The sequence below is a fragment of the Mycobacterium sp. genome (genome assembly GCF_035499775.1).
Taxonomy (GTDB): domain Bacteria; phylum Actinomycetota; class Actinomycetes; order Mycobacteriales; family Mycobacteriaceae; genus Mycobacterium.
Genome location: NZ_DATJYB010000270.1, coordinates 1 through 25,944 on the forward strand (window position 1 = coordinate 1; position 25,944 = coordinate 25,944).

Genomic DNA, 25,944 nt, shown 5'->3' on the forward strand with positions numbered 1-25,944 from the left:
CATCCGCTCCATCAGCGGCTTGCCCAAAAAGACCTCCGGATCCACGTCCGGGAAATCGGGTTTGGTGAAACTCATCTCTACTGCTCTCCTAAATATGTGTTGGGTGGGTGGTGAACGGTTGTGACAGTTGGGTTCAGAGGGCCTTCGGCGCCCGCAACTCAGGCAGTGCCCGCAGATTCATGCGCTCCTGGATGGACGTGGGTATGTGACATGCGATAAAGATAGGAATCCAAGTGAGCCGCGACATCGTCGTTAACCGCTGAAGATAGGTCTGGGACTTGTCCTCTCAAGACAGCTTGGCCACCGCAATCGGCACACTGCGAAAACTGCATATCGGTCGCTCCTTATAACGAAATGTGGAGAAAACGTGTTGGCGGTCGTGGGCCTTCGTGTGGTGGATTTGCGCAGATAGTCCGAAAACCTGCCTGGCGCAAGGGAATCTGCGTAGAGGGCAATGGGTGCATATCGCGCAGATCCATGCGCCCGGGGCCGCGCTCCGGCTCAATAGCGGCCGGACGGCGCGCCTCATTTACCCGTGGGTCAGTCGGATCTTCCACCGTACGAAGCCGGCGTAGAACAAGCTGAGGACGGCAAGCATTGCCATATCGAACAGCCACGCCGACGGCGTGTGTACCCAGTGCGGGTCCTCGGGGCTCAGTGGCCTGGGTTCGAGTAGGGATAGGTCGGTTGTCGAGGCCGCGGCGGCGAAACCCCAGCGGGCCGGTGTGACCCACGACAGCTGGTCGAGCACCAGCCGGTCGGTCACCGGGATCATGCCGCCGGAGAACACCAGCTGCGCCATCACGGAGACCACCAGCATCGGCATGATCTGCTCGGTGGAGCGGGCCAGTGCAGATAACGCCAGGCCCAGGATGGCCGACGCGACGCAGGTGGCGGCGATATCGACGAACAGCTCCAGGCTGGGATTGCCCAGAAGTACCGCGCCCCGGGTCGGTGCGCCCTTGCCATACACCACGATGACGGTCAAGACCGCCGACTGAATCACTGCTGCCGTGCAATACACGCAGATCTTGGCCAGCAGATACGCCCACGTCGACAGGCCGACGGCTTGTTCGCGGCGGAAGATCGCCCGCTCGCCGATCAGGTCGCGGATGGTCAGCGCGATGCCCATGAATGCTGCACCAATATTGACCAGCCCCAGGATCCGGCCCGGCTCGTCGGAGGTGTCCCCGAGGGGATTGGGGATGCCGAAGCCGACGTGGCCGGGCACGGCCAGCGAGAGCAAGCCCAGGATGAACGGAAGCACCGCCAAAAACGCAAGGTACCCGCGGTCGGACACGATCAGCCGCAGTTGGCGGCGCGCGATCGTGGAGAACTGTCGCCAGACCCTGGTGCGCGCCGGCTTGCCGGGGTGGGCGGGCTTGTCGGCCTCCGCTGGGGCGGGTGCAGCTAAAGTGCGCTTCCGGAAGCTGCGGTGCACCGCGTCGGGGTCGGCGCCGACCTGAGTGAAGATGTCGGCCCAGTCGGTGGTGCCCATCGCGGCGCCGATCTCGCACGGGGGCCCGCAGAACGCGGTCTTACCCCCGGGGGCCAGCAGCAGCACCTGATCGCACACATCCAGGTGGGTTAGCGAGTGGGTCACGACCACGACGACACGGCCGGCGTCGGCGAGCTTGCGCAGCATGGTCATCACCTGCCGGTCCAGCGCCGGGTCCAGCCCCGAGGTGGGTTCATCGAGGATCAGCAGCGACGGGCCGGTCAGCAGCTCCAGCGCCACCGATGCGCGTTTGCGCTGCCCGCCGGACAGGTTGTGCACCCGCGTCTGCGTGTGATCTGTCATCTCGAGTTCCGCGAGCACGGCAGCGGCCACCAGGTCACGGTCTTCCTTGCGTTTGTCGGGCGGCAGCCGCAGCTCGGCGGCATAGCCCAGGGCCTGCTGGACAGTCAGCCGGCAGTGCACCACATCGTCTTGGGGCACCATCCCGATCCGGCTGCGCAGCGCCGCGTACGCGCCGTGGACGTCGTGGCCCTCAAAGGACACCGCGCCCCGGGTCGGCCGCATCGCCCCGGCAATCACCTTCGCCAGCGTCGACTTGCCTGCACCCGAGGGCCCGATCACCGCCGTCAGCGTGCCCGGCTGCGCAGAGAACGAGACATCGTCGAGCAGGGTGCGCCCGCGCTCGATGGTCAGGCCGACCCCGCGGACCTCGAGGCCCCTGATACCGGTGGCTGCGTCCGCGACCTCGACGCCCTCGGGGATGACGATGTCGCAGTCCCCGGCGAGCAGGTCGATCTCCATGACTTCGAGTTCGGTGAGTTCGGCGTCGTCGGGCGCAAAGCCAGTGCTGATGACGGTCAACGGATTTCCCCTCTCAACGGCCGCGCGATCCCGCTAGCGCCGACCCGAATACGGTGCCGTTGCGGGCGGCGGCGGTGTGATGTGCGACAACGCTACGAATCGGCGTGAGCCTTGACACCGTCGTCGTTCCACCAAGAAGCATCCGGCTCTTGTCAACCGACGACAAATACCGCACCTGCAATTCGCACTATGGAGTAACCGCAGGATCTACCGTCATAGGGTGAGCAATTCGCACGTGAACAACAAAGTCGATGTGAGCCGCCACGTCGCAGAGACCGCAGTCCGGCTCAGCGATCGACTCGCCGAGGTGGCCTCGCAGATCCGCCGCTCCCTCGAGGACGACATTCCCGAGCTGCGGGGAGACGCGGGCCTGGTCGAGCTGCTCGGCACCAGCGTCGAGGGAAACGTCGACACCATCGTGCACTCATTGCGGCACGACATCGCGGTGGAACGTGTCGAGGCACCAACTGCGGCACTCGAATACGCGCGACGGCTGGCGCAACGCGGCGTCCCGGTGAACGCGCTCGTCCGTGCTTATCGTCTCGGCCAGCGCCGGCTGACCGAGATCGTGTTCGGCGAAGTTCGCGCGCTCGATATCGAGCCATCGGTACGTTTTGCCGTCATCGAGGCGATCGGCGGGATGCTGTTCGAGTACATCGACTGGATTTCTCAGCAGGTGGTCGTCGTGTACGAAGGCGAACGCGAGCGATGGCTGGAGAACCAGAACAGTGTCCGAGCGCTGCGGGTTCGGGAGATTCTGGCCGGAAAGAGCACGATCGACGTCGACGCGGCAACCGACGCGCTCGGCTATCCGATCCGATGGCATCACCTGGCGATCGTCGTGTGGTATCCCGACACGGGGACCGAAGTCAACGAAGTAGCCCGGCTGCAGCGGTTCGTTCGCGACCTGGGCAATGGGGCCGATGCCGCGTCCATGCCGCTGTTCGTCGCCGCTGACCGGATGTGCGGATGGGGGTGGTTGCCGTTCCGCGCGGCGGCTCGCGATGTCGTCGAGGAGGTCCGTCGGTTCACCGCGGGGAATCCTGGCTCGCCCAGTGTTGGGATCGGAAAAATGGCCGCCGGTGTCGAGGGCTTTCGCCGGTCGCACCGGCAGGCGCAGGCCGTCCGCGACGTCGCGCTGGCTCGGGGTGAGCAAAGGCCGACGGTCATTGCGGCCGCCGACCCAGGTCTGGCGGCCGCGGCGCTACTGTGTAACGACATCGATCCGGCGCGGGGGTTTGTGGCCGAGGTGCTTGGCGATCTGGCTGCCGATAACGAGAACGACGCCTGGCTGCGGCACACGTTGCGGGTATTTCTGGGCTGCGACTCCAGCTACAAGCTGGCCGCGGAAGAACTCCACCTGCACGCCAACACCGTGAAGTACCGCCTGGGCCGGGCGATCAGCCGGCGTGGCCGCCCGATAGCCGGCGACCGACTCGACGTGGAACTGGCGCTGCTGCTGTGCGATTGGTACGGCGCGGCGGTCCTTTCCGTGGACCGTTAGCGACCATGAACGTGCACTTCATCGGTCGAAAGCGTGCCCGCCGGCCGGTGAGGCTACTTCAGAAGTGCGCGGGCCATGACGACGCGTTGAATCTGGTTGGTGCCTTCATAGATTTGGGTGATCTTGGCGTCGCGCATCATCCGTTCGACTGGGAAATCGCTGGTATAGCCGGCGCCGCCGAACAGCTGTACCGCGTCGGTCGTCACCTCCATGGCCACGTCAGAGGCAAAGCACTTTGAGGCCGAGGAGATAAAGCTCAATGCCGGCTCGCCGCGCTCGGCACGCGCGGCGGCGCTGTAGACCATCAGCCGGGCCGCCTCTACCTTCATCGCCATATCCGCCAGCATGAACTGCACACCCTGGAAATCGCTGACTGACCGCCCAAACTGCTTGCGCCCCTTGGTATAGGCGATCGCCGCATCGAGCGCCCCCTGCGCAATGCCGACCGCTTGCGCCCCAATGGTCGGGCGGGTGTGATCCAGCGTCGCGAGCGCGGTCTTGAACCCGGTGCCCGGCTCGCCGATGATCCGATCCCCTGGGATCCGGCAGTCCTCGAAATACAACTCGGTGGTTGGCGAGCCCTTGATGCCCAGCTTGCGTTCCTTGGGCCCGACGCTGAACCCGGGGTCGTCCTTATGCACGATGAACGCCGAGATCCCGTTGGCGCCCTTGTCCGGATCGGTCACCGCCATCACCGTGTACCAGGTCGACTTGCCGCCGTTGGTGATCCAGCACTTGGCGCCGTTGAGCACCCACGCGTCGCCGTCGCGTCGCGCACGGGTGCGCATCGCGGCCGGGTCACTACCGGCCTCGCGCTCCGAAAGCGCATACGAGGCCATCGCCTCCCCCGACGCCAGCGTCGGCAGCACCTGCTTCTTGAGTTCATCTGAACCGCGCAGAATCAACCCCATCGTGCCCAGCTTGTTCACCCCGGGGATCAACGACGCCGACGCATCGACACGCGCCACCTCCTCCATCACAATGCAGGTTGCCACCGAGTCCGCGCCCTGGCCGCCGTACTCCTCGGGCACATGGATTGCGGAAAACCCCGACGCGCTAAGGGCCTTGAGCGCCTCCTCCGGGAAACGTGAATGCTCATCGACGTCGGTCGCGTGCGGCGCGATTTCCTGCTCGCACAGATCCCGCAACACCGCACGCAATTCATTGTGCTCATCGGGCAGCCTGAACAGATCGAACGACGGATTACCGGTCATCGGGATATCCCCTCTCTTGTTGCTTCTCCGCAATGCGGTTGTCAACGCAGTGGCGTTTTGGACACCCGGACTTTTGGTTCGGCAAGACCGTAGCGAGCCTGGCTGGTCTCTGCCCAGTCTCCAACCAACCAATTCCCGAGATCCCTTTGTGTTCCACAGACAACGCACTCGTTTCGAGCCGTGGCGCCCCAGCGGCGGTCATGGTCGCGGCTCTCATGCTCATCGGTCAACGACAATAGTGAGGATGATCTTCGTTCTCTGAGGCCGATGGCGGCGGCCTCGTCGAGATCTAGCCTGCCAGAAATGGATTGCGACGTGGTGCAGGAAGAAGCCGCTCCCGTTAGCCGCGGTCGCCTGTGAAGCCGGCTTCGAACCGACCGCCTATTGGCGGCAGGGAGTCGCACGCGTGGGCGACGGACTCCCTGAGCTCTCCCGTGGGCGTGGGCATGGTGTCATGGGGATCGGCACTTAGCACCTGTGTGCGCGAACACTGACAGCTCGGACCGAAAGGCGACTTATGACAAGACTTCTCGATATTCCGTACCCGATACGCCCGGCGCTCATCGCCGACGTCATCGTGTTGCACTCATGAACGCGTCACCGTCCGATAAGGACAGCACGGAGCGCCTGATCCCGGTGCTGGGACAGCAGATCCGTGTCAACATCCGTGCCGGCACGGGAGTGCCGCTGGTGTTGTGCAATGGCATCGGCGCCAGCCTGGAAGTGTTGGACCCGGTAGTGGAGAACCTTGATCCGGGCACCACCGTGGTGCGGTTCGACGTGCCCGGGAGCGGCGGTTCACCGGATTCCACACTGCCGTACGGGTTTCCATACCTCGCCGCAGTACTGCGACAACTTCTGAACAAACTCGATCTCAATACCCGCGCCGTCGATCTCCTCGGATTGTCTTGGGGTGGCGCGCTCGCACAGCAGTTCGCGTTTCAGAACCCCCGCTACTGCCGGCGGCTGATCCTCGTCTCCACCGGGAACGGCATCATCATGGTGCCCGGAAAACCGGGTGTGCTGACCAAACTGCTTACACCACGCCGGTTCCTAGACCACGAGTATGCGGCCGCGATTGCTGGCGACCTCTACGGTGGAACGGTCCGCACCGACCCGTCGGTCGTCAAGCGATTGTTCGACGGCCAGCTGATGGCCGGCTCTCGCGTTGGATACCTGCATCAGCTGCTCGCCGGTTCGGTGTGGACGAGCATCTTTGCGGTGCCGCTGATCCGGCAACGGACAATGGTCATCGCCGGACTCGACGACCCCGTCGTCCCGCTGGCGAACGCCAAGATCCTGCATCGGCTGCTGCCCCATTCGACCCTGCATCTTCACTCCGGCGGACACGTCGATCTGATCACCAACGCCGCCGAGCTCGCGCCGATCGTCGAAATGTTCAGATTGATGGATTAAAGCGGCGGAACACGGGTGCGGCCACGATGCCCTCGGTTGCACGGGCGGCCGTGGTCGAGCATTCCGGGTTATTGCGCGAATATTCCATCCCATCACATGTCCTGGGTTTCGACTCGCCCCGCACCCACGAGAACTCTAGCCACGACCACACCAAAAAGGAATCCACCGACATGGGCGAACAAGGCTACACCACCGCCACCGCTGTTCGAGCGGTGAACCGGCGCGGAGTTGCCCTCGAAGAACTGCTACAGGAACCAGCCGCCGAGAAAGAACCATGCCGGGATGCTAACCGGGAACCACAACACAAACGTGCCGATGCGCGAGTCGAGATAGAGCACGAAATAGGCGCCCAGGACGGCGGCAATCGCGCCGCTGGCGCCCAGGGTTGGTATCTGCGCGTCGGACGCCGTGCCGAAGAGCAGGGTCATCGCGGTCTGCATCATGGTTGCCGCGAATCCGCCGGCGAAGTAAAAGACCAGATAGCCCACCCGCCCCAACGCGTCCTCGACGTTCTTGCCGAAGATCGCCAGGAACATCATGTTGCCGAGGATGTGATCCCAGCCGGCGTGCATGAACGTGGCCGTGACCCAACCAACACCCCAAGGCAAGCCAACGTGGCAGGCGTATCGACATCGCACGGTTAGAACGACGCCCGGTTAACCGCCGCGTCCCCGTTCGGCAATTCGTACAACAGAAAGACCGCGAAGTTGGCGACGATGAGCGCGACATTGACAATCGGGACACCGCAGCGGTTGCTCGCACTAGGTGGCTTGCCGGCGGGCGCGCTGGTTGATGGCGCCGACAAGACTGCTTCCAAGATTTTCCGCCGAAACATCCACCGCGACGTCGCCGGGCTGGGAGGATAGCGGGCACCGTTGGTGCATTTGAGCCCTCATTTCAGGAGCGTCCGAGAACCGCGGGGAGGCAGCATTGGCCACACCTGACAAGCGCAGAGTCAGCCGTGGCGGGGGCTGTATCAGGCGCTTTGCAAGATCGGATCGCTGCTCGCCGGACCATCGCCGACCAGACGATCTCGCTGGCCCACCTGCTCGGCCGCCGTGTCCTCGACGTCGCCGAACCGCGTCGGCAAGGTCAGTGACGTCGTGGTCCGTTGGGACGCCAATGTCACGGCGCTGATATGTCCATGATTTCGCAGCCGTCGACCCCGGCGGCGCCTGACGCGCTCACTGCTCAAGCCGTCGCCGCGGCGTCCGTCGAGCAGGTGCTGGATCGGCTGGACAGTTGACTATCGGGATTGTCGAGTGTGGAGGCGGCAGCACGATTTAATCGCCATGGCCCGAATGCGACCCGTTCCCACCATGTCAGCGCTTGGGCAGTCCTTCGCCGTCAGCTGAACAACGCTGTGCTGATCCTGTTGGCGGCTACGGCCGTCCTGTCGTACTTCCTGGGCGACCATACGCAAGCGTTGATCATCGGTGTCATCCTGCTGGCCAGCATCGGCTTGGGGTTCTTCAACGAGTACCGCGCCGAGCAGGCCGCGGATGCCTTGCATTCGCAGGTGCGCCACAGCGCGACTGCGCGGCGGGACGGGAAATTCATCAGCGTGGATGTGGCCAACCTGGTGCCGGGCGATGTGATCCGGCTATCGCTCGGTGAAGCCGTGCCCGCTGACGTGCGGCTGACGGATAGTACGGCGTTCGAATGCAACGAAAGCATCCTGTCCGGGGAGTCCACGGGCTCCGAGAAGTCGCCGAAACCGGTGGCGGCTGGTGCGGCGCTGACCGATTTGACCGACGTGGCGTTCATGGGCACCATCGTCAGCGCCGGCGAGGCCGTCGGGGTGGTCTACGCCACCGGCAAAGATGCCCAATTCGGTCGGATCGCAGCGGGTTTAGGTGAACGGCAACCGGAAACCGACTTCCAGGTCGGTCTGCGCAAGTTCTCCTACCTGCTGCTGCGCGTGGCGATTGTGCTGACGGTGTTGATCTTGATCACCAACCTGCTGTTGCGGCGACCGGTGATCGATTCAGTGCTTTTCGCGCTGGCGATCGCGGTGGGAATCACCCCCCACTGCTGCCCGCTGTGGTCAGCGCCAGCCTGGCCACCGGCTCGCGACGGCTGGCCAAGGTCAAAGCGTCCCAGCAAGTGAATTGTTCCAGCTACACCGATCGGGGGGCGACGTTGTCGCCTACGCCATCGACGGGGAGTCACTACAGGGAAGCACGAGCATGACTGAGATCTCCGGTATCCCTCGGCATTGCGGCGATCACCGAGTTGGTGGTCCCAGGATCGATCCACTGCTTTTGCTATTACGGATTCCCGAAACATGAGAAGGGACAGTGGATCCCCGTTCGCGGTAATCGTGGTCGACCAACCCTGCGTCTTTGAGTTCTTGGCGGCGAATCGTCAGGAGTTGTTTTCCCGATGAGATGTTCGCCGATTTGTTCCCGACGGGTCGCGGTAGGCCGAGCGTGCCGGCGGATGTGACGGCTGTGGTGATCACGTTGCAGGCGTTGCACGGGTTGTCTGACAGCGAGACCGTGGATGCGGTCAGGTTTGATCTGCGGTGGAAGGCGGCCTGCGGGTTGGCCGTGACCGCGGGGGCGTTTCATGCCAGCACGTTGACATATTGGCGGCGGCGGTTGGCGCGCAAACCACCGTTTGCGCCTTCCACCTGTCGATTTATGATGACGGAATCGGCGGAGCCGATCCCCGGAGGGGCTCCGGACTGATCGGCCTCAGAGACCCGATCGAAGCGATCGGCGGCCAGTTGCATATCACGAGCCACCCTGGAAGCGGGACAGAGATTGAGATCGCCGTCCCACTCGACAGCGCATGAACCCGGACTCACGAGCACCAGAATCTTCGTCCAGCGACGGCAGAGAACTTCCTACGGGCGTTGGTGCATGCGCTGTTTGGTCGCTTCACTGGTCGAGGCGAGGGATTCGAAAACGTGCTTGCCCGGAACGCGCTGGCGGGTTGGCCCGGTGTCACAGTCTCATAAGGGTCGCCTTCGCCCTTAAATGGGTGTAGGCACTGTAGGGGGCGACTCCGGCCCTGCACGGAGGTGTCGGATGGAAATTGAACCAGTGCCGGAGGACCGGGACCAACCCCTGAGGGCCGAACCTCTGCACGAAAGCGACCACACGCGTGTGACTCGGGTCTTTCTGCCCGCGGGTACCGTCATCCGCAAGGAGCCGCTGGGACCCGACGCAGGGCGGCGCCTGCGGCATGAGCTGGCGATGCTGACGCGGCTACGCGGTGTCGCGGGGGCCGCTCAGTTGCTGGATGCGCCGCGGTTCCCGGGGTCGATCGTGGTTGCCGACGTTGGCGGCACGAGCCTGGCGCGCCGGGCGAAGCCGCTGGCGGTTGATGATCTGATCGCGCTGGCGGTGCAGTTGGCGAGTGCAGTGGCGAGCATGCACCAACGGGGGGTGATGCACCGAGACATCACTCCGGCGAACATCGTGGTGTCCGCCGACGGCGCCCCGTGTCTGGTGGACTTCGCGCTGGCGACATCTTTGGCTGAGATTGGTTCTGAGTTCACTCACCACAGCGAGATTGTGGGAACGCTGGCTTACCTGGCGCCCGAGCAGACCGGCCGTACCGGCCGGTCGGTGGATCAGCGTGCCGACCTGTACGCGTTGGGTGCGACTCTCTATGAGGTGGCCACGGGTGACCCGCCGTTCGGTTCCGGAGACCTATTGCGCCTCACCCATGACCATTTGGCGCGCGTACCGGTGCCCCCGGAGGAGGTGCGGCAGTCCGTTCCGGGGTCGTTGTCGGCCATCATCATGCATCTGTTGGAGAAGGAACCCGACCACCGCTACCAGACAGCGGAGGGCGTGCTCTACGACCTGCAGCGGTTGCAGGACGAGGAGGCGGATCGCGACGCGGCTCCGATTCGCATTGGCGTGCGTGACTTTCCGCTGCGGTTGCTGCCACCGTCGCGGCTGGTGGGCCGCGACAATGAGGCGGCGGCGTTGGCTTCGGCGTTCGAGGATGCGCTGGCAGGCCGCTGTCGTGGGGTGCTGGTCAGCGGCATGCCGGGGGTCGGTAAGACCGCGCTGGTCAATGAACTGCGTTCGGTGGTGACCGGCAGCAATGGCTGGTTTGTGGCCGGCAAGTTCGACCAGTACCGCCGCGATCTGGAGTTCGACGCGGTTTACCAGGCGTTTCGCGCTCTGGGTCGGCTGCTGCTGGCCGAGCCTGAGGATCAGCTTGCCCAGGCTCGCGCGCAGATCGTGAAGGCGCTCGGTGCGAACGCCGGTTTGGTGTGCGCGACATCGGACGAGTTCGCTGCGCTGCTGGGGCTGCCGCCGGATGCGGGGGATCCGCTGACCGCGCAGGTGCGGGCGCAGCGGGCGGCTGTGGAGGCGTTGCGAGCCGTTGCCTCACTGCAACGCCCGGTGGTGTTGTTCGCCGATGATCTGCAGTGGGCAGGGCGCGCCCCACTGGGCTTCATCGAGTTGGTGCTTGGCGAGGAGCCGGTCGAGGGCCTGTTGCTGGTGGGCGCCTTCCGCGACAGCGAGGTCGACGCAGCCCATCCGCTCGCGGCGCCACTGTCCCGGTGGCGGGACCAGGCGGAAGTGCGGCACCTGCAACTGGTCAACTTGCCCGCTCCGGGTCTGGTCACCATGGTGGCTGAGATGTTGCACGTGGAACCGGCGGCGGTGGCGAGCTTGGTCGAGGTGATCCACCCGCACACAGGCGGCAATCCGTACGAGACGGTGGAGTTGCTCAACGCGCTACGCAGCGAAGAGGTGTTGATTGCGACGGCTGCCGGGTGGCGGTGGGATGCCGCAGCGGCGCGCGCCCACCTGGGCCACTCCGAGGTCGCCGAGCTCGTAGGGGCGCGTATAGACGCGATGCCGCCGGCGGGTCGGCAGGCAGTAGAGGCAATGGCGTGTCTGGGCGGGCGAGCCGAAATGAGGTTGCTGCAGGCCGCGACCGGCGCCTCGACGGACGTGATGGAAAATCGGCTGGGGGCCGCGTTCGACCAAGGGGTGCTCGTGGTCGAGCCTGGGGTCCACCAGGCGGTGCGGTTTCGCCACGACCGCATCCGCGAGGCGGTCCTGAAGGGTCTGCACCCGCAGCGCCGACGCGCCTTGCAGCTGGCGTTGGCGCGGCGGCTAGCGGGCGTGCCGGAGCTTTTCGCGGTCGCCGTAGAGCAATATCTGCCGGTGATTGACGCGGTCGACGATGCCGTGGAGCGGCGCCAACTGGTGGGGTTGCTGCGCCGCGCCGCCGACCAGGCCGCGCTGACCGGAAGCCACGCCCGGGTGAGCGAGCTGCTGGCAGCGGCGCTGCGGCTCATCGAACCCAGTCAGACCAACACGCTGATCGAGGTCCGCACTGGCCGTCACGCAGCGCTGTTCTGTATGGGGTACTTAGATGAGGCCGACGAGGAGTATCGGGCGATCACTGGGCTAGGCACCACTGCCTTGAGCCATGCGGAGGCGACGTGCGTGCAGGTTCGCAGCCTCACCAATCGGATCCGCTTGGCGGAAGCGATCGGCCTGGGCGTGGAGTCGCTGGCTAAGCTCGGCATCACCGTCCCGGACGCGGACCGGCTCCCCACGGAGCTTGGCAACAAGTTCGACCATCTGTACCGGTGGCTGGACCACGAAGCCGCGGATGATCTGGCTCGGCCGGACATCACCGACCCGACGCTGATCGCCGCGACCCGTCTGATCAACGCGATCCTGCCTGCGACCTACTTCGCCGAGGACCTCGCCACGCACGGCTGGTTAAGCCTGGAGGCGCTGCGGATCTGGATCGAGCACGGCCCGGGCCGCACCCTGATCGGTCCGGCCAGCACCGGCGTCTTCACGGCGGTGGCCCTTGGCGGCGACTATTCTCGCGGATACCGGGCGATGCGGCGGATCCTGGCGCTTGGCGAAGCTCGCGGCTACGAGCCCGACACGTCGCAGGCGCGCTACCTGTTCGCTGTGCAGAGCTGCTGGTCGGAGCCGATCGAAGACAGCCTTCACGCGGCCCACCGCGCCCGCGAGGGTTTGATCGCGGGTGCGGACCTCACGTACGCCGGCTACACCTACCAGACGGCGGCGTCCTACCTGATGGACTGCGCTTCGTCGCTGAACGTCTATGCGGCCGAGGTGGAGGCGGGACTGGCCTTCGCGCGGAAGACCGGCGGCGAACAAACCGGCCAGTGGCTCGACAACTACCGATGGCTGGCTGATGTGTTGCGCGGCGAAAGGTCCGCTACAGCCGGTGAGGTGGTTCCAATCGACTCGTACGCCGGCAACCCGCTGGCGGTTCTCTACTCGCATACCACGCGCGCGGTCGTCGCCGCCGTGTTCGGCGATCAGGTTGGTTTGGCGCGCCACACCGCGTCGGCGATGCCGATGTTGCCGGTTGTCGCGGCGGGCGCGTATTCGATGGCGCCGGTACACGTGCTGCGCGGGCTAGCCCTCACAGAGCAGGTCCGCGCCACAAATGATGGCGAGCGCGACGATCTGCTGGCCGAGCTGGACGAGGTGACAAAGTGGCTGGCCGCCCGCGCAGCCGACGCGCCGGAGAACTTTCTGCATCTGGTGCGGCTGATCGAGGCCGAGCGGGCCTGGGCGATCGACGACTTCCGCGCCGCCACCTTGGCCTTCGACGGCGCCCGGCGCGAAGTCGCCGACCGGCAGCGGCCCTGGCATCGAGCCCTGATCACCGAACGCTCTGCTCGTTTCTGTCTCGCCCACGGCCTCGAACACGCCGGCTACGACCTGCTTGCCCAAGCCCGCCACGAGTACCTGGCCTGGGGCGCGACCGCGAAGGCCGACCAGCTGAGCTGGGCCTACCCGACCCTGCGATCCCAGCCCGACGCGACAGCCGAGCAGGGCGACCAGTCCGACGATTACGCACATCGCCGCTCGGCCGTCACGACCGGAACGATCGACCTACTGGCCATTCTGTCCGCGTCGCAAGCGCTGAGCTCCCAGACCAGCATCGAAAGCCTGCACGCCCGCGTGGTCGAAGTGCTGCGCACGATGACCGGGGCCACAGGCGTGTATCTGGTGCTGTGGAACGACGACAGACAAGGCTGGCTGATGCCCGCACCAGAAGGCGCCGTCGAGGTCGACACCGGGCACGAATGCGCGGTTCCGATGTCGGTGCTGCGCTACGCCCAACGGATGGGTGAGCCGCTGGTGGTAGGCGACGCCACCAGCGACGACCGCTTCGGCCGTGACCCCTACTTTGCCGATGTCGAGTGCTGTTCGCTGCTGGCCCTACCCATTCTGAACCGCGGCAAGTTGCAGGCGCTGCTGCTGCTGGAGAACCGCCTCATCCGCGGCGCGTTCTCCACCGAACGGCTCGACGCTCTCAAACTCATCGCCGGTCAACTGGCCGTCTCCCTCGACAACGCACAACTGTATGCCGAGCTCACCATGTCGCGCGCGCGGATCGTCGCCGCCGCCGACCAGGCGCGCCGGCGTATCGAGCGCGATCTGCACGACGGTGCCCAGCAAAACCTGGTCAGTCTCGCACTCGGGCTCCGGGCCGCCCAGGGCTCGGTGCCGCCCGGAGCCAATGAGCTCACTGCAGAGCTCGACGAGCTAGCGACCCAGGCGACCGCCGCTCTGGACGAGCTGCGCGAGCTGGCTCGTGGCATCCACCCGGCGGTCCTCGCCGAAGGCGGACTGTCCCCGGCGCTCGAAACCCTTGCCCAACGCTGCACCGTGCCCGTCGAGCTGGACGTGCGGGTCGAGCGGCGCCTGCACGAGCACATCGAGATCGCCGCGTACTACCTGGTGGCCGAGGCGCTGACCAACGTCGCCAAGCACGCGCACGCCTCCACGGTCCAAGTCAAGATCGACACGGGCGGCGGCGGTGACGGTGTACTGCGGGTCCGAGTGAGTGACGACGGATGCGGCGGCACCCACCTCGTGGGCGGATCCGGCTTGGTCGGGCTCAAGGACAGGGTCGACGCACTCGCCGGTAGTTTCTGGGTGCAGACGGCCCCCGGAGCTGGCACCACTGTGTGCGCCGATTTCCCGTTGGGACCGGCCCGCATGCCTACACCTGCCCGAGCCGACACCGTGCCAATTCCCGACGTCAGGTGATGACGGTAGCGCAACTCGGGCAGGCGTTCCGGGCGGCGGAGCCTTCCCGCGGCGACCTCTCGAGCACAAGACGATCCGCGACCCTCGGGCGCCTGGCACCGGAAGTCAAGCACCGCAATGGGAAATCGTGGTGTCGTGGGCGACGGCCGTAACGCGACGGCCACCCTTATGCGGGCAACGCGTCGACGATACGGCCGACAACCTGCCGACTAAGCAGCATCCCGAGGTGGCCGACACCCCTGATCGTTATCGCCTCGACTTCGGCGTGGGCCGGTATCGACCGAAGGCCGGGCACGACCACGTCGAGTGTGGCCGCAAATGCCAGCCAGCGAACGCCGTCGGGTATCGGCGCGGAGGCGAGTCGGCGCAATAATGGCGAATTCTCCCGCAGCGCCGGGACAATCGCGCCGAATGGCAGCAACTTCGCCCAAGGCGAGCCTCCGAATGGTGACCCGAGGGTGACGACCGTGTCGATCAACCCGGCGAGGCGACCGCCCGCGATGGCCTGCGCTATGACGACCCCACCCAGGCTGTGTCCAACGAGATGCACCTTCTCCGCACCGGTTTGAGACAACTTCCGCTTTACCTCGAGAACGAGCCGATCGGCGAGCTGTTCCACCGAGGCTCCGAACGGTGGATAGGTGATCGCGTCGACGGTGAGGCCTCGAGCACTTAGGTTTTCAGCGATCACAGACCAGCTTGACTTTCCGCCCCCGAAGCCGTGTACCAGCAGCACCGGGCGCGCCTTGGGTGCGGCGTCCGTTTGGGCGGGCGGCAGCAGAGCGCGTCCAGGGTCGGAGCCGCCGATCAAATGGAGCGGCAGCATCGCCGCAACTGCGACCATCATCGCCGTTCGCGTGCTTGCACCAGCGCCACACCACTGATCGTCCTGACCGCCGTGCGGGCACCCCCGATCGCGCTGACACGCGTTTTTGCATCTCCTCGCCTCTGCGCACTGCAGACCTGCGCGGATTGGCGACCTCTCGTGTTCTGCGCTTGCAACATCTCTCACTCCTTCGAGCGACGCCTACCCCTTAAGAATCGCGTTCGGCCAGTCGCGCACCTTCGAGGTCAGCCACCATTTCGTGTTCCGGCCCGCCGGTGTGGCGCGCTACCGGCTAGCCGTACGCGGCAGCGCCTGTCCGCCCCACCCGGACGACGTGACCTAGACGTGGGGCCAGCGGAAACCAGGCCCGATCAGCTCCACGCGGCCAGCGCGACGCGCCGCAGCTGGGTCAAACGACAACGGCGAGAGGCGGATTCAAGTTCGTCGGTGCGGCCGGGCAGATCGAGCACCAACCCGATCGCAGCACCCTCATCGCGATTGCGAGCAACCCGGACAACATCATCGCGGAACTCCCTCGGGTACGGCCTAGCCAGAGTGACATCCTTCCAGCCAGCCCATCAGGGATAAGCGGTCATCCAGCGCAGTAGTCCGCCACGCAAGGCGTATTTCATTGGCCACCTTCGGGTGCTGGCACAGCCCTACATGCCGCGCCGGCAGGGTTGGCTTCATCGGCCAGTTTTCGCACCGCATCCGCTAGGGTCGCCACGGTGATGGGCTCGATGATGTGGGGTCCGGACCTGCGACCGCCATCGGTACTTTGGTGATGCGACCAGACTCCGCTGTAGTACTTGGCGCTTGGGCCGATCACGGCGAGGGGTTTGTCATGCAGTGAGCTTCCATTCCACGACCCGGTGAGCCACTCAATTGCGTTGTGCAGCATCGCGGGTATGCGTCCGCGGTAGTGGGTCAATACCAGCGCCGCCTGCGCGTCGGCAGCCGCAGCGCGCAGTGCGACCACACAATCGGGGGTTCGTTGGGTCGGCACGGTTTGGCTATAGGGCGGCAGCTCGGCCAGGCCGTCGAACACGTTGAGCCTTATTCCATCCCGTGGACTTTGTGCTGCGAGTTTGATCAGTTGGGGACCGAGGGTCCTGGCCCGGCTTCCAACGATCACCAGGACATTGATGCCCGACACAGCGCTGATTCTGGCCGAAGCGGGGCGGGGTTCGTTCGGGGTCGGTGCGCAGGGCGCATGCCGAGGCTGGGTGGTTGCAGTCATGTGACCTCATCTGGATGGGATTTCTTGTAGTCCGTGGAGGCGGCATCGCGTTCTCTTGGACGTTTCGATCGTCTGACGAGTGACCGATCGTGTCGACGTTGACGTGCACAACGCTGCCCAGCCTTTGGTGTCGGTGCACACAAGGTTGCCCGGGCGCCGCCGCTTCGCGACTGCGCTCACATTGTCAACTCGTCAAGAGCCGCATCGCTTCGAGTTGGTGGTTGTTGAGCAGATGCGCTTCGTCGACGACCAGCACGGGTATGCGCCCTCCCTCGCAGGTTTAGGTCGCCAGCGCCGAGACTGTTCGTCACCACCACCAGTGGCCTGCCCCTACTAGGGGCCTTCACCGAGGCGGCAAGACACCGGCCGACGGCATTCGTCGTTGCTGGTCGCACGGCACGTGGCTGCGCAACCCCAGCAATGACGAATGCCGCTGTGGACGGGCCGGTTCGGCGTGCCGGCGCCCGCCGGGGGGCGGGCAAGGGCGCCGCCGCGATCAGGAACTGAGCGCGACTGCCGCGGCTCGCGCATACATGGCGTCGAGCGCTGCGTACTCGGCTTCCTCGACCGCCGCCTCGGCGAAATCGATGGCATCCAGTGCGTAGCCCTCGGCCATGTCAGCGTCCCAACCGGCCTCCTTCGCCTCGTGTCGCGCCTTCTTCTCCTTGATGTCTCCCCTTACCTTCGCGACGTGGGCCTGCCACTTGGCACGCATCTCGTCCCACTGTGACGAGGTTTTGTCGTGGGCGGCGTGTGCCTTCTCTTTGAACTGGTCGGCAGCCGCAGTCGCCTTGTCTCGCGCTCGGTCGACCTCCGTCTCGAGCTCAGCTTTGGTCCGCTGATTGGCGGCCTTCAGCTGGTCCGTTGCCGCTTCCGCTTTGTCGGAGATCTTCTGGAATTTCGCGCTGAAATCCGTTTGTGCCATTGGGAACTCCTTGCATCGTCTGAGGCGGTCGCTCCGCCCACCGCGTCGATTCTGGGTGCCCGGTGGTTGCCGGTCATTCCGGTATGCAGGAAGGTCTGCATTGCAGTGAGCCCCCATCGGGGTTTCGGGTGTGCCGTCACGACATCTGGGCGGTACCGGGCAATCCTGGTGCGATGGCTAAGGCCGCCGAGCGGACCACCCTGACGCCGTGAAAAATCAATCGACCAATCTAACGTTTGGAGCAGAGATGACCAGTATTCGCCAGGCCCCGGCAAAAACATCGGGGCTATTTCATGGCGCCCTCGAGAACATCGTATCGAAAACGAAGTATTGGTGGCTGCTTCTGGTCACCGGCGTGGCGTGGGTCGTAGTTGGAATCTTCATCCTGCGCTTCGACTACACCACGGTTGAGGCGGTATCCATACTCTTCGGTGTCTTCTGCCTCGTCGCGGCAGCCAACGAGATGATGGTCGCATCGGTGTCGTCGTCGGGATGGCGCGTATTCCGCGGGCTACTTGCGGCGCTGTTCGTCGTCGTCGGCATCATCGCTTTCTACAACCCGGGGGACACCTTCGTCAGTTTGGCATTCCTGATGAGTTTCTACTTCGTCTTCCGCGGGGTGTACGACATCGCAATGTCATTCGCCGCGAGCATGATCCAGGGCTGGTGGGTGCTGCTGATCGTTGGGGTGCTAGAAATCGCGCTCGGTTTCTGGGCTGCCGGTTCTTGGAAGGCGTCCGTCGTCCTACTGGTGGCTTGGGTCGCCGCGGGAGCCATCGTGTACGGGGTGGCCCAGATCGCCGCGGCGTTCCTCGTAAGGAATGCCGGCCGTGAGGTGGCCAGTATCGCCGACGGGAAGCCGACGCGCATAACACAGGCGGCCTGATTCGACATGGCTGGGCCGGGCGGCGAACACAGTTCGCCGCCCGGTCGCTATGGGCGAAGAAGCGAAACCGGGTTTGCTACTGCGTCCAACGCACCAGATCACGTGGTCACCCGCCCGACGATCATTCCGGAATGTCACCCATATTGAACACCGGTCCCTATGGCGGCCCCGGCCAGCTGACTGCGCTCGTAAACAGCTGAAATCTGTCCCCCTGCACGGCACCTGGGTTCCGGGTGCCGTGCAGGGGGACGTATGTCACGGTGACTCAGGCCCTCACCTACCCGGACGCGGTCGGCTGCAATCCCCCAAGCCGGTAGCAGAATACCGGCTGGCTGGGGTGCGTCGCGGCGGCCTACCCTGAAACAGTGATGGCATGCTTTTAGGGGTGATGCCATGCGCTGTCTAATTGTTGACGACAGCCCAGCTTTCATCGAGGCCGCGCGGAGACTGCTTGAGCGTCAGGGCATCACGGTCGTCGGCGTGGCGTCGACCAGCGCCGAGGCGCTGCAACACTACGAGGAACTCCGGCCGGACGTCACCCTGGTCGATGTGTATCTCGGCGCAGAGAGCGGCTTCGAGCTCGCGGAACAACTCCACCGGTCAGGATGGCCGACACCGCCACCGGTGATACTGATCTCCACTCATTCCGAGAACGACTTCGGCAAAATGATCGAGCGCAGCCCGGCTGTGGGGTTCCTGGCCAAGTCCGCGTTATCGAAGGGAGCGATCCGCGATCTCCTTCGCGGCGGGGATGACGGTGATGCCGCCCCTCCGGTCAGCGAGCCTTCAGAAAGGTGATCACGGCGAGCACGCGCCGGGAAACGTCGTCGGTCTCCGCGAGGTTCAGCTTGATGAGGATGCTGCGCACATGCTTTTCAACGGTGCCCCCGGTGACCCACAGCTCTCGGGCGATTGCGCCGTTGGATCGTCCCTCGGCCATCAGGGCCAGCACCTCTCGCTCCCGCGCGCTGAGCACCGACAGCGGGTCGTTTTGCCGGCGCCGCGACACCAACTCGGCCACTAGCGTGGGGTCCACCACCGAACCCCCCTTGGCAATCCGGTCGAGCGCATCGATGAACTCCGCCACATCGATGACCCGGCTTTTTAGCAGATAGCCGACACTGTGCCCACTGGCAAGTAGCTCCATCGCGTGCACGACGTCGACGTGCGCCGATAAAACCAGGATGCCGATCTCCGGGAACTCCTCCCGGATTACCCGGGCCGCATCCAACCCCTCGGTGGTATGGGTGGGCGGCATCCGTATGTCGGCGACCACCAGTTCGGGCTCCTTGTCACGCACCACCGCAACAAGCTGCGCCCCATCAGCGACCTGCCCGACCACCTCGAAACCGGAGCGCTCCAACAGGCTGGACAAACCCTCCCGGAGCAGGACCTCATCCTCGGCCACCACCACCCGTGCCGACGTCACAGCCGCGCCATCTTCAGCAAGAAGTCCATTCTTCGCCTGACTCCAAATCTGCCCAACGCATTTTTCGCGGGCGACACAAGTCACTCGCTTTGATCATCTTCGAACGACCGGACAACAACCGCTACCGATCCGGCGGATCCGGGGTTGTCCGATCAACGCTGGATTCGGCCAATTCCGGCTGGCAGGCATCCCGGAAAGGCGCATTTTCAGCCTTCCGGGAAGACCAGTTGCCACTTTCAGCACCGAAACTACATCGGCAGCCCGGCGGCCCGGTCCTCATGCGCTATCGAGTGGGACGGCGATCTCAATCGCTGTCCCACTTCCAGGGTGGCTCGTAGTATGCAACTGGCCGCCGATCGCTTCGATCCGGTCTCTGAGGCCGATCAGTCCGGAACCTCTACGGGGGTCGGCTCCGCCGATTCCGTCATCACAAATCGACAGGTGGAAGGCGCAAACGGTGGTTTGCGCGCGCACGGTGACCTGGGAGGCGTGGGCGTGCTTGGCGGCGTTGGTCAGCGCCTCGGCCACCGCGTAGTACGCGGCGACCTCGACGGGGTCGGACAACGGCCGGTTGATCGCGACGTCGAGGTCGACCGGAACCGCAGAACGCAGCGCCAGCGTATCCAGCGCCGGTGCGAGTCCGCCCTGCGACAGGATCGCCGGATGAATTCCGCGGGAGATTTCCTGCAGCTCGCTTGAGACCCCGATCAACTCCGATATGGCCTCCGACAGTTCGCTTTTGAGGTCGGACTGTTCGGGTAACACCGCGGCCTCGGCGGCGCGAAGTTTCAGCCCCAGAGCGATCAGCCGCTGTTGGGCGCCGTCGTGAAGATCGCGTTCCAGGCGGCGCCGGGCGTCATCGGCGGCCGCCACCATCCGCGCGCGCGAGGCGACCAACTCCGCCCGGGTCGCGGTGGCGGCGATCGCCGTGGCGACCAGCTCGGCGAAGTCGGCGATGCGTTCCTCGGTGTCGGGAGGCAGCGGCTCAGCTCGCGACGAGCCCACGACCGCCAATCCCCACAGGTCCCCCCCGACCACGATGGGCGACCCCACCCGCGAACGCAGCCCCAGCTCACGGTTGCGGGCCGCGAGAGAACCGGCGGCGTCCTCGTAGCTGTCCATCCGGGCAGTGCGCCCGGTTTGTAAAACCCTCGCCGCAATGTTGTCGCCCTCCAGGGTGAGGCACTCGCCGACGGGCGGACGGCCACACCCTGGGAGGGTGTAGGACGCCATCACAATCGTCGCATCGTTGCCTTCATACCGCACGACCTCAGACTCCTGTACATCCAGGCAGCGGGCCATCTCCTCGGCCACCGCCGAAAACACCTCCGACGGGTCGAACTCGCGCGCGACCAAGGTCGCCACCCGCCGCAACGCCGCCTGCTGCGCCGCCAGCACACCCAGCCTGTCGCGGCTGGCCTGTAGTTCGGCGCGGGCGGCGGCGTTGGCGATCGCCGTCGCAACCAGATCGGCGAAGTCGCTCATGCGCGTCTCGGTGTCCGACGGCATGGGATCGCCAACCGAGCCGGCGGTGGCCGCGCCCCACACCCGGGAGCGGACGAGGATCGGGACCGCGACGATGGACTGCACGCCCAGCTCACGCATTTGTTCGGCGCCAGCACCGGTGGCATCCTTGTGGTTGTCCATCCTGGCCGCACGACCGGTGCGGATCACTCTGGTGTGGACGTTGTCACCCTCCAAGGGGAAGCGCTTCCCTAGGGGCACCATGTCTTTGACTTCAGGCGGGACCGGTGCGACGGCCACCATGGCGACGGTGTCGTCTTCGTAGCGAGATACTGCCGCGCCCGCCACCTTCAGGCATTGGCCCATTTCCTCGGCCACCGCGTCCAGCACGTCTGACGGGCTGGCGCCCTCCGCGACCAGGGTTGCCACCCGCCGCAACGCCGCCTGCTGCTCAGCTAGCGCGTTCAGCCGGTCGCGGCTGGCCTCAAGCATGACCTGGGCCTGATGCAACTGATCCTGCTCACGGCGACGGTCGGTCACGTCGCGGCCGGCGGCGTAAAGCACGCCCCGATGCGACGTGACGCTCCACTCGATCCAGCGCCGCGAGCCGTCGCGGCAGATGATCCGATTCTCATACCGCGCCGGCCTATCACGGCTGGGGCCGTCGAGCACCGCGCGCACGTGGTCTCTATCCGCGGGATCGACAATGTCGAGGTAGTGTCGGGACGCCAAGTCCTCGATCGTGTAACCAAGGGTGCGCTCGAAGGCGGGATTGACCATGATCAACCGGTCGGCGCCCGTGATGCACAACACGTCAGATGACAGATTGAAAAACTCGTCCAACGCCTGACGGCTCTGGATCAGCTCCGTGCTGATGCGCTCGCGGTCACGCACGGCGGCAAGGAGTGCCTCTAGGGAGGGCGCTACCCGCTGCCGCAGACGTTGCTGAATCACCGTGGGCAGATCGGCCGGAACCACCAGCGTGCCGAGCACCGTGGCGCCGTCACGCAACGGGATCGCCGAGCGGCGCTCGTCCCCGGCGACCTCATCCAGCTCGAGCGCGACAAATGACAACGTCAGCGCCTCCGCCAAGCATTCACCCGCGCGATCCGACGCCGATCGCAGATCGACGGCACGCAACATCACCCGAGCCAACTCGGCTGCCAGATCGGCCTCGCGGCGCCGATCGGCCAGGACCGCGCGCGCTGCCGCGACGCCCACGACGAAGTTGGCTACCAACGCGACACCCATGAACACGGCGATAGCCGCACCGATGGGATCCCGCGGATCGACTTGCTTGAGAAGAATGACCAAGACGGTCTCGGCAACAAGAAAGACCACAGCTAGGACAACGACCAGCCCAAACGCCGGCGCCGCCGCGGGCCTCACCACCCACGGCAGGCGTGCCCTGACCCGCGGGACCGTGTTATCGGCGGATGCCAACCTGTTCGGCATCCGCGACCGCGTGGGCGGCATCCTGTCAGTATGTACCTTTCGCAGGTTGAGACAAGACGCAGCTTGAGACAGAAAAGACAATCAGCGTGAACTGGGATAGTCCAGGATTCGTGTCGACAAAAGGCTCCCGAACGGGTTGGTCTCGTCTAATTTTGCAAGATGGCCAAGATGGCATTGAGGATCGCCGAAGCCCCGCACAACGGCCGCCCCTCCCCTGGGCTGAACGGCTGATGACACAACCGCACCCGCCCAGCACATCACGCGCGAGTAAGGCGACGTCCGGGCTGGGCGATGTCACGGCAGCGGTGGCCGGCGGGGTGGTTGGCGCTGCAGTGAAGGGCGCGATCGGCGGTATTCAGGGAAGCGCCAACGGAATCCGCGACGGCTGGAGTAAAGGTAGTCGGTCGGTGGCAGGCCGGCCGGGTCGGGCCTGGGTCCAGGGTGTCATCGGTGGTGTTCGCGGAGTCGCCCTCGGAATCCGCGACGGCTGGAGTACAGGCAGTCGGTCCCGCCGGCTGCCGCGTTGACGTTGGCATCGCTTGGGAAACCACGCCAACTGATTGGGGCGGGCCCGATTATGTGGTGGCGCGCCGTCGAAGCTGCAGCGGCCGCCGCGCGATCGTGTCAAAACGGCATACACGGTGCCCGACATTTGGCGCAACAGTTCGCAACCCCTCGGCGCCCATCAGGTCCAATATCCAATTCTGACCGCAATGGACCCACGCAGTGAACCATCCTGGGATTCCACATCTGGGCAGGTTCAGCAAAGTGCACCGCTAGACCGACAGCTGTACCGTCGGCGGGTGTAAATAGACGGACCCCGGAGGGGCTGTCGAGATGAGCGATGACACGGCCTACTACCGGGCTGATGTGCAGGGCCTTAATCCCGGAGACGCCGCAACTCGTACGCTAGACCCGCGCGATAACAAGGAATACACGTACGCGACAACCCGGCTTGACATAGCGCGCTCGATCGCCGCAAGACATGCTGATTTCTCTGTTTACCGCGTCACACTCGACGGGCCCATCGAAGCAGACCCCGACGCTGCCGAGGACAACATTGGTGAATTGTTCGTCAGGTCTCCGTGGGGCGCGGTCGTGGATGTCGTCGAAGGGAAAGAAACATAACTCCCTAACAGCGGCACGACTCCGTCGAAACAAATCAGACATTTCTGAATACCGGCATTAAAGCGACGACGTCAGATATACATCCGCGGAGGGCAATCCGTGGGGGACAACGCGGGGCGTCGAAAGTCGAAACTGGTCCTCCGTCAATAAATCTGTCGTACCCAACACGACTTGATGGTCCCCCAGCACCGCGCAGAAGATGACTCAGGTATTGCCGTGGTGGGGCGCGGGAGACATCCTACTGGGCTAATGAGGCCGGCCTCGGACCGTCGAGCGGTGGCCGGGTTGGTCGGTTAGGTTGCGGTCATGCGTGAGTCGCGTGGGCGGTCCGACGCCGGCCCAGGTGCTCTGTCGCTTCAGTGCGAAAGCGGCGGCGGTGGTTCACCGACGAGGTGACGGCACCTCGGGTTGCGGAGCAGTCTGGTGCATGACGGCCGGGTGGCCGTGGGAGGTGTGCGATGGCGACGCGGCTGGTGACGACGGGCGAGTTTCTGGCGGGGCATGTGAGCCTGGATATCGAATGCCTGGACCGGATTTACCTGAACGGGTATGTGCCCAACCTGCAGGTCGGCGGGCAGGTGGTGCAGTTCTTGGCGGCGCGGGGATTCCCGATCCCCTCACCGGCGGTAGTCAACCGCAACGGGGAACGATTTCGGGAGGCGGTGCGCCTGTTCGCCGATGACAATCACATTCCGGTGGTGCGTTTCGCCAAGGGTGACCGCAAGATCGCGGTGATGAGCAAACACCTCGCCAGGCAGGAGCTGAGCGGTAGGTCCGGGGTGGCAGCGATCGGGGTGGCCCAAGAGTTCCAGCGAGTCGCCACCTGCACCACCAAGCCGGCCCGCAACGGTGGGGCGCCGCACTTCGGGTGGGATCGGGCCGACCGGCGCGTGTCGTGTTTTTACTTCTACCTCTGGGATGAGGACTTCGGGCCGGCGTTCATCAAGATCTGCACCTACTTCCCGTACCCGATCAAGGTGTGGCTCAACGGCCACGAATGGGCCAAACGGCAGGCCGCCAACGCCGGGATCGGGTTTAGGCCGCTGGCCAACGGCTTCGCTACCTGTGCCGATCCCGCTGCGCTGCAGGCGATCTGCGACCGGCTTGGCCCCGGCACCATCGGGGTGTTCTTCGAACGGTGGATGTCACGGCTGCCGTTGCCGCTGGGCCCGGCGGATCGGGCTGCGGGGTATTGGTGGGAACTGTCGATGCGCCAGATCGAGGTATCGCGGACTCTGGTGTTCGACCGGCCCCGTAACGGGCGGATGTTCTTCGAGGCGCTGGTAGCCGACAATCTTGACCTGGGCCGCCCCGAACAAGTGGAACTGATCTTCGGCCGGGCCATCCGGTCGACGACGACCGGCGTCTTTGCTACCCGGGTCGTCACTCGCGGCGTCGATGTCACCATCAACGCCGGCTACAAGCACTCCCGTGTCAAGGAGTACTTCAAAGAAGGGCGGGCGTTGCGGATCGAGACCGTGATCAACGACCCCACCGATCTTGGTGTGCTGCGGCGACTACCCCATCTCGACGAATTGCAGGCAAAAGCCCGTGACGTCAACCGCCGATTGTTGGACCATGAACATGTCGGCCAGGGTTGCGTCCTTGCGAGTCCAGCCTTTGAGCGGATCGCGCGACCGTCCGCCGTGGACGGCCGGAGGGCCCCAGCCTTGCGGTTCGGCGACCCACGGGTCATGGCCCTGGCCGGCGCCTTGGCTGTCACGTCGAACCTGATCGGCGGGTTCAGCAACAAAACGCTGCGACCGCTCATCGCCGCGCAACTCAATGACCAGCCCTACGGACAGGGCCGCTGCAGCTACGATCTGCGCCGACTCCGCCTCAAAGGCCTGATCGTGCGGCTTGAACACTCCAACACCTACGTCCTCACCGACGACGGGCAGCGGTTCGCGATCTTCTACACCAAACTCCACAACCGCCTGCTGCGCCCGCTGCTGGCCGCAAACGCGCCACCCGCCCCGCTACCGCTACGCCAGGCGTTACGAACCATCGACCGACACGTCGACGAATACCTCCACGACGCACGCATCCCCGCACAAAACTCGGCTCACCTGTCAACGGCATAGTGACCAAGGGTCTCTAG

The 25,944-nt window shown here is 65.1% G+C and carries 17 protein-coding genes and 3 pseudogenes; 10 read left to right on the top strand and 10 right to left on the bottom strand.

Annotated features, from left to right (window positions below):
- Positions 1-529: 529 nt before the first annotated feature.
- Positions 530-2,302, bottom strand: a pseudogene (locus VML93_RS17340) (ATP-binding cassette domain-containing protein); the annotation flags it as partial.
- A 238-nt stretch (positions 2,303-2,540) separates the two neighbouring features.
- Here VML93_RS17340 and VML93_RS17345 point away from each other — a divergent pair.
- Positions 2,541-3,824: a PucR family transcriptional regulator gene (locus tag VML93_RS17345; RefSeq protein ID WP_325612513.1), complete on the top strand. Its 1,284-nt coding sequence runs from the start codon at positions 2,541-2,543 to the stop codon at positions 3,822-3,824.
- 53 nt (positions 3,825-3,877) lie between these two features.
- On the opposite strand, the gene VML93_RS17350 is transcribed toward VML93_RS17345, so the two are convergent.
- Positions 3,878-5,038 (bottom strand): acyl-CoA dehydrogenase, encoded by a 1,161-nt coding sequence (locus VML93_RS17350; RefSeq protein WP_325612514.1) that lies wholly within the window; start codon positions 5,036-5,038, stop codon positions 3,878-3,880.
- Positions 5,039-5,626: 588 nt separating this feature from the next.
- On the opposite strand from VML93_RS17350, the gene VML93_RS17355 reads away from it, so the two are divergent.
- On the top strand, positions 5,627-6,454 hold the full coding sequence (locus tag VML93_RS17355) for an alpha/beta fold hydrolase (RefSeq protein ID WP_325612516.1): 828 nt from the start codon (positions 5,627-5,629) through the stop codon (positions 6,452-6,454).
- A 245-nt stretch (positions 6,455-6,699) separates the two neighbouring features.
- On the opposite strand, the gene VML93_RS17360 is transcribed toward VML93_RS17355, so the two are convergent.
- On the bottom strand, positions 6,700-7,092 hold the full coding sequence (locus VML93_RS17360) for a rhomboid family intramembrane serine protease (RefSeq protein ID WP_325612518.1): 393 nt from the start codon (positions 7,090-7,092) through the stop codon (positions 6,700-6,702).
- A gap of 78 nt (positions 7,093-7,170) precedes the next feature.
- Here VML93_RS17360 and VML93_RS17365 point away from each other — a divergent pair, with 78 nt between their 5' ends.
- Positions 7,171-7,320 (top strand): hypothetical protein, encoded by a 150-nt coding sequence (locus VML93_RS17365; RefSeq protein ID WP_325612520.1) that lies wholly within the window; start codon positions 7,171-7,173, stop codon positions 7,318-7,320.
- A gap of 110 nt (positions 7,321-7,430) precedes the next feature.
- On the opposite strand, the gene VML93_RS17370 is transcribed toward VML93_RS17365, so the two are convergent.
- Positions 7,431-7,583, bottom strand: coding sequence for a hypothetical protein (locus VML93_RS17370; RefSeq protein ID WP_325612522.1), 153 nt, complete (start codon positions 7,581-7,583; stop codon positions 7,431-7,433).
- 15 nt (positions 7,584-7,598) lie between these two features.
- On the opposite strand from VML93_RS17370, the pseudogene VML93_RS17375 reads away from it, so the two are divergent.
- Positions 7,599-8,548, top strand: a pseudogene (locus VML93_RS17375) (cation-transporting P-type ATPase); the annotation flags it as partial.
- Between the two features lie 247 nt (positions 8,549-8,795).
- Positions 8,796-9,063 (top strand): annotated as a pseudogene (locus VML93_RS17380) (transposase); the annotation flags it as partial.
- Here the strand turns inward: VML93_RS17380 and VML93_RS17385 are convergent.
- Positions 9,024-9,191, bottom strand: coding sequence for a hypothetical protein (locus VML93_RS17385; RefSeq protein ID WP_325612539.1), 168 nt, complete (start codon positions 9,189-9,191; stop codon positions 9,024-9,026). The pseudogene VML93_RS17380 and the gene VML93_RS17385 overlap by 40 nt on opposite strands.
- Positions 9,192-9,567: 376 nt before the next feature.
- Here VML93_RS17385 and VML93_RS17390 point away from each other — a divergent pair, with 376 nt between their 5' ends.
- The gene (locus tag VML93_RS17390; RefSeq protein WP_325612523.1) at positions 9,568-14,490 is read left to right on the top strand and encodes an AAA family ATPase; all 4,923 of its coding nucleotides are present in this window, start codon (positions 9,568-9,570) and stop codon (positions 14,488-14,490) included.
- A 166-nt stretch (positions 14,491-14,656) separates the two neighbouring features.
- On the opposite strand, the gene VML93_RS17395 is transcribed toward VML93_RS17390, so the two are convergent.
- The 3 genes from VML93_RS17395 to VML93_RS17405 all read right to left on the bottom strand — a co-directional run bounded on the left by VML93_RS17395 (position 14,657) and on the right by VML93_RS17405 (position 17,481).
- Complete coding sequence (locus VML93_RS17395; RefSeq protein ID WP_325612525.1) at positions 14,657-15,337, bottom strand: esterase/lipase family protein; 681 nt, start codon at positions 15,335-15,337, stop codon at positions 14,657-14,659.
- A gap of 607 nt (positions 15,338-15,944) precedes the next feature.
- Positions 15,945-16,472, bottom strand: coding sequence for an NAD(P)H-dependent oxidoreductase (locus VML93_RS17400; RefSeq protein WP_325612526.1), 528 nt, complete (start codon positions 16,470-16,472; stop codon positions 15,945-15,947).
- 580 nt (positions 16,473-17,052) lie between these two features.
- Positions 17,053-17,481: a hypothetical protein gene (locus tag VML93_RS17405; RefSeq protein ID WP_325612528.1), complete on the bottom strand. Its 429-nt coding sequence runs from the start codon at positions 17,479-17,481 to the stop codon at positions 17,053-17,055.
- Positions 17,482-17,689: 208 nt separating this feature from the next.
- Between VML93_RS17405 and VML93_RS17410 the strand changes: the two genes are divergently transcribed.
- Positions 17,690-18,367, top strand: coding sequence for an HdeD family acid-resistance protein (locus tag VML93_RS17410; RefSeq protein WP_325612529.1), 678 nt, complete (start codon positions 17,690-17,692; stop codon positions 18,365-18,367).
- A gap of 393 nt (positions 18,368-18,760) precedes the next feature.
- The gene (locus VML93_RS17415) at positions 18,761-19,165 is read left to right on the top strand and encodes a response regulator transcription factor (RefSeq protein WP_325612531.1); all 405 of its coding nucleotides are present in this window, start codon (positions 18,761-18,763) and stop codon (positions 19,163-19,165) included.
- Here the strand turns inward: VML93_RS17415 and VML93_RS17420 are convergent.
- Both VML93_RS17420 and VML93_RS17425 read right to left on the bottom strand, forming a co-directional pair.
- Positions 19,143-19,796, bottom strand: a complete 654-nt coding sequence (locus tag VML93_RS17420) for a response regulator transcription factor (RefSeq protein WP_325612533.1) — start codon at positions 19,794-19,796, stop codon at positions 19,143-19,145. The two genes, VML93_RS17415 and VML93_RS17420, sit on opposite strands and share 23 nt — an antisense overlap.
- Positions 19,797-20,072: 276 nt before the next feature.
- Complete coding sequence (locus VML93_RS17425; protein ID WP_325612535.1) at positions 20,073-22,736, bottom strand: GAF domain-containing protein; 2,664 nt, start codon at positions 22,734-22,736, stop codon at positions 20,073-20,075.
- Between the two features lie 816 nt (positions 22,737-23,552).
- On the opposite strand from VML93_RS17425, the gene VML93_RS17430 reads away from it, so the two are divergent.
- Positions 23,553-23,843 (top strand): hypothetical protein, encoded by a 291-nt coding sequence (locus VML93_RS17430; protein ID WP_325612537.1) that lies wholly within the window; start codon positions 23,553-23,555, stop codon positions 23,841-23,843.
- A gap of 458 nt (positions 23,844-24,301) precedes the next feature.
- Positions 24,302-25,927: a hypothetical protein gene (locus VML93_RS17435; protein WP_325612538.1), complete on the top strand. Its 1,626-nt coding sequence runs from the start codon at positions 24,302-24,304 to the stop codon at positions 25,925-25,927.
- The last annotated feature ends 17 nt before the right edge of the window (positions 25,928-25,944 follow it).